The sequence below is a fragment of the Streptomyces sp. NBC_00554 genome (genome assembly GCF_041431135.1).
Lineage (GTDB): Bacteria > Actinomycetota > Actinomycetes > Streptomycetales > Streptomycetaceae > Streptomyces.
This window is the reverse complement of the sequence record NZ_CP107799.1, coordinates 3,147,616-3,159,944: the sequence shown is the minus strand read 5'-3', so window position 1 is coordinate 3,159,944 and position 12,329 is coordinate 3,147,616. Positions and strand designations below refer to the sequence as shown.

Genomic DNA, 12,329 nt, shown 5'->3' with positions numbered 1-12,329 from the left:
TTCCGTTCAACAGCCGCCCGGCGCGCACCCTTTCCACCAGCCCATCGGGCTCGAGTCGCCTTGGACGGTCTCGTATGCGATTGGGTTCCATCCCCAAGGTAAAGAGACGGTCAAGCCGTAGTTTGTTTTGTCAGTTTGTGTCGCTCCCTGGGGTCTTGATGGAGAGTTCTTGACCTTCCCGTGAAGATCACGGCGTGAGACCGTTCGCGGGTAAGCGGCGGCGCCAGTTCGTGGGAGGGGCGAGTGCTGGCGCATGCCGCACGGGGGGTCGTCGTGGTGTTGGGCTGCCGCTGTGTCTGTCATGCCCATGGTGTGGATGCTGCCGACCATCGAAGAGATTGTTGGGCAGACCTACATGCCATCGTTCAGAGACGTCGGCAGACGCCGACGACGCTTGCGCCATGCGGTGACGAGAGGCGTCAGCGGGACGGCTTTCCTCACCGCGGCAGCCGTGTTGATGGGCCTGGTGCAGGCCGCACCGGCGACGGCTGACGTCACACCCGAGGAAGACCTCGGCTTCTACCGCAACAGTGTTGGCGAGGACCAGCGGCTCGACCGTTGCCTCGTCGGTGTGGCGCTGCACTACGGCGGCGCGAACATGAAGGCCAAGGCCATCGAGGGCCTGAAGGGCAGCAGCGAGGAGCTGTACGCGGTCATCGGGGACCGTGGCTGGATCGGGCTCGGGCCGTTGGGCCAGGCGTCGGACGCGGACAAGGAGGCCGGGCTCGACTACCGGGACGCCTCCAACGCTCGCACCGAAGCTCTCGACGCCGCCAACACGCCGTACGTCCAATCCGCGTACGCCAGCGACGACATGATGTGGGACCCGCCCGCGTTCGACGCGGACGTACGGCAGTTCACTCTGTTCACGCAGGAGGAGCTGGCCGGTCGGCTCGGCTGGGAGGGGCACAGCAACGCCAGTGCCGAGGCGATCGCCCGGGCCAAGGAGATCACCGAGGCGAACCAGGACCAGAACGAGTGGGCGGAGAACCTGGCCGCCGATGACCTGCTCCGGGATTCCGCTGTCAATCAGAAGCAGTACTCCGGCGGTACCACAGCCAGCGATATCGCCCTCTATCTCAAGTACGGCGGCTTCCCGAAGGAGGCGCCTGCCGAGGGCTCCGCCCAGTATCGGATCCTCGTCGAGGACCTCAAGCAGGCCTGGGCCGGCTGCGACTACCAGAACCCGGTCGACGTCCGGCGTGTGCTCAACGGTCCCCTGATGGCCGCGATGACGGAGTGGGAACTGGAGTACGCCTCTCAGGCGGCCCCGCGCGCCACGATCATCCAGGCCGAGGCGGACGCCGCCATCGCCACCCGTGAAGCCACGGACGACATGATCGAGGCCATCGGACAGGCCTGGCTGGCCGAACAGATCCTGACCTGGCGCAAGTACTGGCAAGACAGACTCGCCAGCGACCCCGACGCGCTCAGCCAGCCCGACCAGGCGCTCTACGACCAGGCCGACACCGACCTCGCCGCCGCCCGGGACAAGGCAGCCGTGCTGGTCGCCTCGGCCGAGCAGCAGGCCGCCGCTGCCGCCACCGCGGCCCAGAAGGCGTCCACCGCGCAGCAGGAGGCGTGGGGCATCGCCGATGCCGACAACGTGCCGCGCGGCCGGGGCCTGATGTACGCCCAGCAGTCGGTCCAGGTTGCCCGAGCCTCCAGCGCGGCCGCCGAAGCCGCTGCCAAGGCGACGCGCACCGCCCTGGAAGCCGCCAAGGCGACCGTCGCCGACAGCGAGACCCTGCTGGCCAAGGCGCAGACCCAGTCGCACGCGGTGAACACCGAGTTCCGCCGCATCGCCGCCGAGGAGGCGGCCGCGCAAGCCAAGGCCGCCGCCGACACCGCCGACGCCGAGGCGAAGGCCGCCGCGGACAGCGCCGACACAGCAAAGGCCGCGCAGGCCACCGCCGAGCAGGCGGGCGAGGAGGCCCACGACGCCGCGGCGACCGCGCAGACCCAGCGTGCCACCGCCGAGCTGGAGAAGGCCACCGCCGTCGCCTCCCGCGTCAGCGCCGCCGCAGAGCGTGCCAAGGCGCAGGAGGCCGAGGTACAGGCGGCGACCCAGCAGACCGCCGCCGAGGAGGCCAAGTCGGCCGCCACGACGGCCGCCGGGACCGCCAAGGACAAGCGGACTGCGGCCGACGTCAAGGCCAAGGACGCGGCCACCGCGCGTACGGCCGCCACGGTTGCGCTGCAGAAGAAGCAGGCCACGGCCGCGCGCGCCGCCGCGCTCCAGGCAGCCGCAACGGCCGCCGAGGGCACGGAGGCCGCCGCCGAGACCCGCGCGGCCGCCGACAAGGCCCGTACGGCTGCGACGGATGCCGCGACCGCCGCCACTGCCGCGCAGACCGCCGCCGATGAGGCCAAGGCGGCCGCGGTCAGCGCCCGTTCCGCCGCCACCAAGGCGGAAGCGGCTGCCGAACGCGCCCAGGCGAGCGCCGACGAGGCATGGTCGTCCTACCTGAAGGCGACCGGTGCTGCCGCCGACGCGCACGCCGCGGCCGCCACCGCGCTGGACGCCGCCCAGGACGCAGCCCTGCGCGCCGACAACGCTGCCACCGCTTCGGAGAACGCCACCGAGCTGGCGAAGAAGGCGGCCGAGGAGTCCTCCGCCGCGGGCATCGAGGCCGCGTCCGCGGTCACCACGGCCGCCACCGCGACCGGTCGCGCCTACGCAGCCGGACAGGCCGCGCTGGCCGCCCGCGACAGCGCGGGCCAGGCCATCGCCGCCGCCAACGACGCCGTGGCCATCGGCACTCCGTACCAGGAGAAGGACGCCTCGGCCGCGTTCGCCGTACTCGTCGGGCAAACGTCCAAGACCCTGGCGGAGCAGCAGGCCGCAGCCGCGGAGGCTAAGGCGGCAGAGGCCGCGGAAGCCGCCGAGGCTGCTCAGCTGGCGGCCGATCAGGCACTCGGGGACGCCAAGCTCGCCGCCGAGGCCGCCGCGCAGGCGGCGACCGACTCGGTGCGAGCGACCCAGGCCGTCGCCCGAGCCCAGGCGTCCGCGGCCGAGGCCCAGGACGCACAGCAGGCCGCGAAGAAGGCGTCCGAGTCCGCCTCTGGCTACGCCCAGCAGGCCGGTTCGGACGCCCTCAGCGCCCGTAACACCGCTGGTGAGGCGGGGAGCGAGTCCACCCAGGCCGACAGGGAGGCCACCGAGGCCGAGCGCAGCGCCGCCCAGGCTGAGGAACTCGCCTCGCGGGCAGCCGGTGCCGCGAGCGACGCCGTGAACGAGGCGACCAAGGCCGAGCAGGACGCCAAGGACGCCGAGGCGAAGGCGGCCTACGCCGACGCCGACAGCAACGCGGCCGAGGACGCCGCAGCCCAGGCTGAACAGGAACAGCGCGAGCAGAACGAGGCCGAGCGGGAGGACGCCCTCCAGGACGGCAACACGCCGATCGAGGGGGGTTCCGCCAACTGGGCCGTCCTCGGCGAGCAGGAGAAGCAGATCCTCCTCGACGCGTGCGGCCAGACCTGTGTTGACGCGTACGAGGACGCGCTGACCGCCGTATCGGTCGATGTGGTGGACTGGACCGCCGCCAACGGCGGGCAGATCCTCCTCGACGAGTTCGGCACCGCCAAGGTCAAGCAGTGCCTGGCCCTGGACGGCACCGAGGACTGCCTGTGGTCCCTCGTCGACATCCCGTCCTCCGCGGTCATCGTCGGCCGGATCCCCGCCCTCGCCGAGGCCATCGAGAAGGTCAGCACCGGTATCCGGCAGATCTTCCTGGACGCCTACGGCGGACGGGCCAAGCTGGTCGAGCTGACCCAGCTCATCAGTGAGACCCGCAGCACGCCCCGCCGGGACCAGTGCATCGCCGGGGTCGCCCTGCACGTGGGTGGCGCCAGCATGAAGGCCAAGGCCATCGAGGGCCTGACCGGTACCGCCGCCGAACTGCACGCCATCGTCGGCGACAGTGGCCTGATCGGGCTCGAACCGCTCGGCCAGGCCAGCAGCGAGGACCGTACCGCGGCCTTCGTCTACCGGGACGCCTCGGCAGCTCGAACGTCCGGCCTCGAGGACGCCAACCGTCCGTATGCGCGCAGCTCGTTCAGTGACGAGATCTCGCTGCACGCACCCGAGTTCGACGCGGCCGTCCTGCAGTTCACCCTGTTCACACAGGAGGAGCTGGCCGGCCGCCTCGGTTGGGACGGGCACAGCAACGCCGGTGCCGAGGCCGTCGCGCAGGCCAAGAAGATCACCGAGGAGAACCGCGGCAAGGACATCTGGAACGACTGGGCCGCGGACGAGATGCTCCGCGACACGGCCGTCAACCAGACGAGATTCGCCGGCGGTACGACCGCCTCGGACATCGCTTCGTATTTGAGCCACGGCGGCTTCCTGAGCGAGGCCCCCGCCGCGGACTCGGCCGAGTTCCGCTACGAGGTGGAGAACCTCAAGCAGGCCTGGTCGTCCTGCGACCACCAGGACCCGGTCGACCCGAACAACGCCCTCGGCCTGGTCGTCTCCACGGCGACTGCCGAGTGGAACGCGGAGTACGCCTCCCAGGCAGCCCCGCGCGCCGCGATCCTGCAGGCGGAGGCGGACGCCGCGGCGGCCACCCGCGAGGCCACGGACGACATGGTCGAGGCCATCGGCCAGGCCTGGCTCGCCGAGCAGATCCTGCTCTGGCAGAAGTACTGGCACGACGAGCTGAAGACCAACCCGGACAGCCTCTTCAAGCCCAAGCAGGCGCTGTTCGACCAGGCCAACGCCGACCTCGCTCGCGCCCGCGGCAAGGTGCAGGCGCTGGCCACCTCGGCGAAGCAGCAGGCTACGGCCGCTTCGGCCGCCGCCACCCGCGTGGTGACCGCGCAGCAGCAGGCGTACGACATCGCGGACGCGAGCGACGTGCCGCGTGGCCGGGGCCTGAGCTACGCCCAGCAGTCGGTCCAGGTCGCCCGAGCCTCCGGGGCCGCCGCGACCGCCGCCGCCAAGGCGACCGAGACGGCCCTGAACGCGGCCAACGCCACGGTCTCCACCTCGCAGGCGCTGCTGGCGCTGGCGCAGACCGAGGCGCACGCGGTCAACACCGAGTTCCGCCGTATCGCCGCCCAGGAGGCCGCCGCCCAGGCGAAGGCCGCCGCGGACAGCGCCGAGGCGTACGCCACCTCCGCCGCCAACAACGCGGCCATCGCGAAGAAGGCCAAGGAGGACGCGGCCCGCGAGGAGGAGGAGGCCCGCCAGGCCGCCGCCGACGCGCAGCGGACCCGTGCCGTCGCCGAGCTGGAGCGCGCCAACGCGGCGGCCTACCGGGCCACCGCCGAGCACGAGCGGGACATCGCCGCCGGCCACGAGGCCGACGCCGTCGCCCAAGGCCGGATCGCGAGCGATGCCCGCGCCTCGGCCGAGGCGTCCGGCACGGTCGCCTCCGACAAGCGGGCGGTGGCCGAACAGGCCGAGAGGGGCGCCGTCGCCGCCCGCGACGACGCCCTGGAGGCGGAGCAGCGGCGCGACTCGCTGCTCGCGAAGGCCGCAGCCCTGGAGGCGAAGGCCGACGCCGACGAGGGGACGGACGCGGCCGAGGCGTCCCGTGCCGCCGCCACCGGCGCCCGCTCGGCCGCGGACACCGCCACCACGGCGGCCACCAACGCCCGCGCGTCGGCGAACGCGGCCACGGCCGCCGCCGTCAACGCGCGTGAGGCAGCGACCCAGGCACAGGGCGCCGCGTCCCGGGCCCGGGCAGCGGCCGACGCCACCTGGGCGTCGTACCTGGTCGCCGCCGGTTCTGCCGCCAACGCGCACGTGAAGGCGGCCGAAGCCATCGACGCCTCGGAGGCGGCCGCGGCCGACGCGAAGGGAGCCAAGGAGGAGTCCGACAAGGCGAACACGGCGGCCAAGACCGCCAAGACCGAGGCCGCGGGCGCCCGTTCCGAGGCGCAGCAGACCGCGAACTGGGCGGCGGTGACCGCCGGCAAGGCCCAGGCGGCCGTGGCGTCCGCGCTCGCGGCCCGCGACTCCGCCGCCGCCGTGACCCGGCCGGCGCAGGAGGCGATCGCCCTCGGCACGCCTTACCAGCAGGAGGACAGCTCCGCCGCGTTCGCGGTCCTGACGGGGCAGTCGTCTCTGACGGTGGCCCAGCAGCAGGTGGCCGCCGCAACTGCCACGGCCGGTCTCGCCGAGGAGTTCTCGGCCGAGGCGAAGGCCCTGGCGGCACAGGCCGCGGCCGACATGAAGCTGGCCCTGGAGGCGTCGGCCGCCGCCGCCGCCGACGCGCTGCGCGCCGCCAAGGCGTACCAGCGGGCGCAGGCCTCGGCCAACCAGGCCGCGGCCGACGCCAAGGCCGCGCAGGGCTCGGCCGAACGCGCCGACGGCTACGCGATGTCGGCCGGTGAGGACGCGCTGGCGGCGAACTGGGCGGCGAACGAAGCCGAGCAGGACGCCGCCGCCGCCGACAACGCGGCGACGGAGGCGGAGCACGACGCCGCCCACGCCCGCGAGGTCGCCACCCAGGCGGAGGCCGACGCTGCCGCCGCCCGTACCACCGCCGACGAGGCGGAGATCGACGCGACCGCCGCCGAGAAGGCCGCCGAGGGGGCGCGCGACGCCGCCCAGGAGGCCCAGGACGCGGCGGACCGCACCGAGAAGGCGGAGAACGCCCAGCAGATCAGCGATGGCACCGTCCCCGACGGCGCCGACGGTTCGATCGGCGGCGTGTTCTACATCGTCGACCACATCGAAAAGGTCGGCGACCCGCAGGTCGTCAGCAAGACGGACGGATGCGACGGCTGGATCGACAATCTCTTCTACAACGGCGACTGCACCATCACCTCCAAGATCCGGTACGTGGCGGTCCTCGATCTGTACCTGTGCACCGCGCAGGACCTGGACCCGCAGAAGTACACCTGCCCGTCAGCGGAAACCACCTACATCGGCCAGATACGGACCGACGAACTGTCCCAGACGGTCACGCACACCATCACGATCGCGGAGTACCAGGAGGGCGTCGACCCGATCGACATCCTCTTCGGCAGCTGGATCAAGTGCGCCCAGAAGCTCACCCCGGGTGGGCAGAACGGAAGCGTGGGCGGTTGCGCCTGGGCTGCGGTGGATGTGGTGTCACTCTTCGCCGGCAAGATCATCCGTCCCATCGCGGATGCGCTGCGCGCCGTGGACGCCGCCTTCATCACCGGAGTCGGAGTCCGGGAGGCCTTCGCGGCGCTCAAGGCGCTCGACGGCGTCGACACGGCGGCCGTGGCGGCGATCGAGCGGGAGGTGGCCATCTACGAGGATCTGAAGACCGGCTGCCTGACCAACAGTTTCCCCGCCACCACTGAGGTGGTCCTGGCCGACGGCCGCCGCAAGGCGATCGGCGACGTACGGACCGGTGATCTGCTGCTGGCCTCCGACCCCGCGACCGGGGCGACCCGGGGCGAGGCCGTCACCCGTACCTTCCAGCACGGCGCCGCCGAGCTGGTCGACGTGACACTGGCCGAGGGCGGCCGTCTCACCAGCACCCCCGGGCACAAGGTCTTCGTATCCGGTCAGGGTTGGATCCTGGCCTCCGACCTGCGCCCCGGGGACACCCTGTCCACCCCGGACGGCACGCGCACCGTGCTGACCGTGAAGGACCGGCACGAGGCGGCTCCCCGGACCGTGTACGACGTGACCGTGTCCGGTCTGCACACCTTCTACGCGGTGGCAGGGGACAGCCCGGTCCTGGTCCACAACTGCAACGACCTCGTGTTCGACGGGCAGAAGTTCCCCGGTCTGGCCCACACTCTTGACGAGCACACGGCCGGGGCAGCCGCGGACGGGCTGGTCGATGCCGCCGAGGCCGCGCGGTTGGCCAACGCGAAGGGAGTGAACAGCGTGTTCGTCGACCAGGAGACCGCTCAGGCGGTCGTCGACTACGCGCTGGCCAAGAACGCCACCCGGATCAAGAACTGGCTCTCGAAGACCCGTGATCCGTGGTTGGAGTTCGAAGGCACCTTCAGCGGGAAGACCTCGCTCGGAACGGAGTACCGTGCCGGTGGAGCCACGGCGGCCACGGGCAACCGCTTCTACATCAAGCTCGTGCGCGTCGACAAGAACGTCAGTGGAAAGCACCCCATGGGTTTCTACGTCATGACGTGCTACCCGAAATGACGTGCTACCCGAAGGGAGTGCTCTGATGCCACGCTTCACGCCGTTCGACTTCGGGGTCACGCGGGTGATGTCCCTCTTCCATCAGGACTGGAAGCATGAGGGGGACACTCCCGCCGACGCCGTCGCCAACGACCTCGCACGGTCGGAGGACGAACACGTCCTGGCCGTACGCCGTGACGCACGGGCTCTCGACAGCCTCTCGTCCCCGGCGCTGGAGGTGCTCTGGGAAGCCGGCTGCCAGTACATGCCGGCCTTCGAGGATCTGGGGGGCGGAACGACGTGGACCCGCACGGTCGCCGGCCTGTGTGACGCCCGGCTGTCGGCGAACGCCACTGGGCACGTGCTCACGGGGGCGGACGCCGAGGACGGCACCGCCTGCCTCGACGCGGTCGTCGCCGAGATCGGGGAAGCACGGTTCCTCACGGCCGAGGTGCGGTCGGCGCTCACCGACTGCGCGCGCCACTGCACCCCGGACCTGGCGTTCCGGATCCTGCTGAGAGCCATGAGGTGCGCCCCCGAAGTCTCGCTGTCCGCAGCGCAGTACACGAGGCTGGAGGCGATCGGAGCGGCGATGCGGTACGGCGAGTTCCTCGTCGACAGCGTCAGGTACCAGGTCCAGGAACCCTGACGGCACGCAACACCTGACGGCCCATGGGGGCGGGCGGAGAACGGATCTCCGGTCGCCCCCATGGCATGTCCGAAGCGGCCGGAGACCGCCGACGCCGGTGGACTGCGCGGACGGTCACCGCCCGTTCAGGCGGATGTCATCTACCGGACCAGCAGTTCGACCGGTGAGGCGGCGGTCGCCTCCATGGCCTCGGCCCCGGTGATGCGGGCCACGTCGCCAGGCCCCAACTCCTGACCCGCCAGGCGCACTTCACCCCTTACCGGATGGACGTAGGCATACGGCGCGCCTGAGGGCGGCGGACGTGGAGGAGGGCGTCAACCCGATCGGCATCCTCTTCGGTAGCTGGCGGCCAGCTGGTTCGTCGCGGGCGTGATCTTCCGGACGGCGAAGGCCGCGGTGATGGCGATGGACGCCTCCATCAAGACGGGCGTCGGGTTCATGGCCGCCTTCCAGTCGCTCCGCACCATCGGTCTGATCGAGGCCGCCGTCCAGGGCATCGTCCGCCGGATCTTCCAGCGGGTCGGCGTGGCGTGCGAGGTGGCGGACGCCGCGACCCTCAAGGTCGCGTCGTACTCCGTCACGGCGGCGTCGTCCGACGACGAGATCGTCAAGAAGTGCCAGGAGATCCTCAAGGATCTCGTGAAGGACGGTGATCACATCGTCCTCGGTATCAACGCCGGCAAGAACAATCCCGGCTCGGACAATCTGGCCGGCGTCGTCGGAGGCCAGACCTTCAACGGCAAGCCGTACGACATCGAACTGCCCGCAAGCATGGGCATGGGGGAGCGCGCCATCTGGACGGTGGGCGTGGAGCGGGAGGTGAGCAACCCCAACGTGAAGATCACGGTGTCCCTGGACGGTGTCGAAGGCGCCAAGGACTTCAACCCCGCGCTGCAACTGCTTCTGGCACGAAGGGAGACGATCACGGGCAGCAACTGGGAGCTCATCCAGTCCACCGGCTGGGGAACCGCGTGGGAGATGGTCAAGTTCCGTACGGCAGTCCGGGGCGGGGATCGTAAGTGGAGTTCCATCGAGTGGCGAATGTACAACCCCGATACGAAGCAGTACGACGTCGTCAAGCCGGATCGCTTCACGTACGCCAACGGAACGCTGGTGCCCGACGAGTGAGAAGGAAGGAGTGGTCATGACGGATTTCGTCCGAGAGGGGCGGCTCTTCAGAGTGAGCGGGTTCAACCCCTCACACCGCCAGCTCTTCCTGACCAGTGAGGCCCTGCGCGAGGACCGGACCACGAAAGGGTCGAGGTCTATATCGGGCATGTGGAACTGATGTTCCTGAAGCCCTTCTACGGGAACGGGCTCCACATCCGGCGGGCGACCGCCGAGGAGTTCGCCGTGCTCAGCGAACGGCACGGCATTCCGGCGGAGGACGCCGCCTACACCTGGATGCTGGAGCGGGACGGCGACAGCTTCGTCGTCGGCGGCCACCCGTCCTGGCGGGAGGCGGAGTACGAGCTGATGGTTGACCGGACGTCGTTGTACGACGCGAGCAAGCCCTGGCCGCCGGAGTACCCGGTGGAATCGGGGCACGTCACCTGAGTGAAAAGGGAAGGGGCTTCCCCGGTGCACAGAGCACCGGGGAAGCCCCTTCGTTTCGCGTTCCCGCTCAGAGCCGGTCGAGCGGTGATGCGGTAACCGCAGTAGGTAGCCTTCGTTGGTGAGTTGGAACAGCCGATTACGCGTGTACGCAAATTGGATCGGTGATGTTGGCCATTCCCTCGCACTGACGTCTGTGGACAACTTCTCCGGGAACCGGAATTATGATGTCAGTCCAGCTTCTCCAACTGCGCCTCGATCGCCGCCTCCGGAATCGCGCTCTTCTCCGGCGTCAGCATGTTCACCCCGTAGAAAGCGGCGATCACCCCGCCCTTGCGGACGATGGTGAACGTCATCGGCACGGACTGTTTGCCGACGACGTTCGTGATGCGGTAGCCGACCGCCTCGTCGCCGAGGGACGGGTCCTTGAGCTGCCTCACGTCCTTGTACGTGAGGCCGAGCGTCTTGAAGCCGTCGCACTTCTTCAGGGAAGCGCGCAGGTCGGACATGACCAGTTTGGCGTTCTTCTCGGAATGGGAGGCGAGCCACATCGAGCCGATGGTGGCGTCGGTGGCCTCCGTGGGCGTCAGGGAGCGGTGTTCCACGCTCACCGCCTTGATGTGGGTGTAGCCGCCAGCGAGGCTGGCGATCGGCTGGCACGCGGCCTTGTCGGCCTTCATGTCCAAGCCTGCCTCGACGTCCGCCTTGGCGACCTGCTTGAACTCGAAGCCCTCGCCCTTCCCGGAGATTGTGGCGCTTTTCAGAGCTTTCGGGTCCATCGCGCCGATCCGCTTGGCCTCGGCGGCCTCCTTGGCCTCCGCGCTCGACGTCGCCTCCGCGGTCGGTGTGGCCTTCTTGCCGTCGGATTCTTTCGAATCGCTACTGCACGCGGATATCACCAGCAGGGCGGGAAGTGCGGCGACGACCGGGAGGACCCTTCGCAATCTCATGCTCATTCCTGACATTTCTCGCGGGGCGAAGCATTGGCGAAAGAATCTTACCGACGTAAAAGTCTTTTCCCTATTACGTTTTGACTACGCCGGTTCCGCCGCGCCTGCCAGACCCAGCAGCAGGATTCGAGTGAAGCTGCGTACCCACTCCTCGTCCGCGGGCTCCGCACTCACCAGGGTGCGGTGTACCACCGCGCCCGCCACCACGTCGAAGATGAGGTCGGCCGTGCGGGCCGCCGTGACGGGGTCCGTCTCCGGGGGGAGTTCGCCTCGGAGCTGGGCGCGGGCGCGGCCCTCCAGGACCAGGCGCTTCTGGCGGTCGACGATGGAGGTGCGGATGCGTTCGCGCAGGGGTTCGTCGCGGGTTGATTCCGCCACCACCGCCATCAGGGCGGTCTTCGCTTCCGGGCGGGACAGGATCGCCGCGAACTGGAGGACCACGCCCTCGATGTCGGCGGCAAGGCTGCCGCGGTCGGGGAGTTCGAGTTCGTCGAAGAGTTCGGCAACCGCGTCGACCACGAGCTCGTTCTTGCCCGCCCAGCGGCGGTAGAGCGTCGTTTTCGCCACCCCGGCGCGGGTCGCGACGTCTCCCAACGTGAGCTTGGACCAGCCCAGTTCGACCAGTGCGGCCCGCGTCGCCTCCAGGATCGCGGCGTCCGCGGCGGCGCTGCGTGGGCGCCCCGTCGTATGGGGGGCGGAAGTGCGACTCTGCATGTCAGTGACCATATCCGGCCGTCCTGCGCCGCTGGATCCGGCCGTGCCCGCCGTCTCGCGCACCCGTATCCGAGCGTTCCTGTGGAGCCGTGAGGCAGATCACCGGTGGAGCGCGGACAGCGAGGCGCTCGGGCAGTTACGCTACGACTCGTAGCGAAAGCTCGAACGCGGGTGACAACCGCACTGGCGTCAGGTGGGGACCCGGCGCCTAGCAGTACTCAGTGGGGACGAAAACTGGCCTGGCTTTCACTTGATTCTTGCGTGGATGCCCCGGCGTTCACGCCGGGGAAGAATCGCATCCTTGACCGGTGACGCTCCGCGTCACCGGTCAAGGTCGGGGGCGGAGTGTCCGTGTCGCTGTCCGGCGGGCCGGGAGATGCGTACGTGT

At 70.1% G+C, this 12,329-nt stretch carries 6 protein-coding genes and 1 pseudogene; 4 read left to right on the top strand and 3 right to left on the bottom strand.

The window, feature by feature from the left end:
* Positions 1-355: 355 nt before the first annotated feature.
* Positions 356-8,095, top strand: a complete 7,740-nt coding sequence (locus OG266_RS13505; RefSeq protein ID WP_371545810.1) for a polymorphic toxin-type HINT domain-containing protein — start codon at positions 356-358, stop codon at positions 8,093-8,095.
* A 25-nt stretch (positions 8,096-8,120) separates the two neighbouring features.
* Positions 8,121-8,723 (top strand): hypothetical protein, encoded by a 603-nt coding sequence (locus OG266_RS13500; protein WP_266454145.1) that lies wholly within the window; start codon positions 8,121-8,123, stop codon positions 8,721-8,723.
* 140 nt (positions 8,724-8,863) lie between these two features.
* Here the strand turns inward: OG266_RS13500 and OG266_RS13495 are convergent, their stop codons facing one another.
* On the bottom strand, positions 8,864-8,971 hold the full coding sequence (locus tag OG266_RS13495; protein ID WP_371545808.1) for a hypothetical protein: 108 nt from the start codon (positions 8,969-8,971) through the stop codon (positions 8,864-8,866).
* 121 nt (positions 8,972-9,092) lie between these two features.
* Between OG266_RS13495 and OG266_RS13490 the strand changes: the two genes are divergently transcribed.
* Positions 9,093-9,851: a polymorphic toxin type 27 domain-containing protein gene (locus OG266_RS13490; protein WP_371545806.1), complete on the top strand. Its 759-nt coding sequence runs from the start codon at positions 9,093-9,095 to the stop codon at positions 9,849-9,851.
* Between the two features lie 16 nt (positions 9,852-9,867).
* A pseudogene (locus tag OG266_RS13485) lies at positions 9,868-10,280 on the top strand (hypothetical protein).
* 227 nt (positions 10,281-10,507) lie between these two features.
* Here the strand turns inward: OG266_RS13485 and OG266_RS13480 are convergent.
* Both OG266_RS13480 and OG266_RS13475 read right to left on the bottom strand, forming a co-directional pair.
* Positions 10,508-11,227, bottom strand: coding sequence for a hypothetical protein (locus tag OG266_RS13480; protein WP_266454141.1), 720 nt, complete (start codon positions 11,225-11,227; stop codon positions 10,508-10,510).
* 84 nt (positions 11,228-11,311) lie between these two features.
* Positions 11,312-11,941 carry a TetR/AcrR family transcriptional regulator gene (locus OG266_RS13475; RefSeq protein WP_266454139.1) on the bottom strand — a complete coding sequence of 210 codons (630 nt, stop codon included), beginning with the start codon at positions 11,939-11,941 and terminating at the stop codon, positions 11,312-11,314.
* Between the last annotated feature and the right edge of the window lie 388 nt (positions 11,942-12,329).

Coding starts and splice junctions, on each gene's coding strand:
- OG266_RS13505 (WP_371545810.1), top strand. CDS start 356: ATGCCATCGTTCAGAGACGTCGGCAGACGCCGACGACGCTTGCGCCAT.
- OG266_RS13500 (WP_266454145.1), top strand. CDS start 8,121: ATGCCACGCTTCACGCCGTTCGACTTCGGGGTCACGCGGGTGATGTCC.
- OG266_RS13480 (WP_266454141.1), bottom strand. CDS start 11,227: ATGAGATTGCGAAGGGTCCTCCCGGTCGTCGCCGCACTTCCCGCCCTG.
- OG266_RS13475 (WP_266454139.1), bottom strand. CDS start 11,941: ATGCAGAGTCGCACTTCCGCCCCCCATACGACGGGGCGCCCACGCAGC.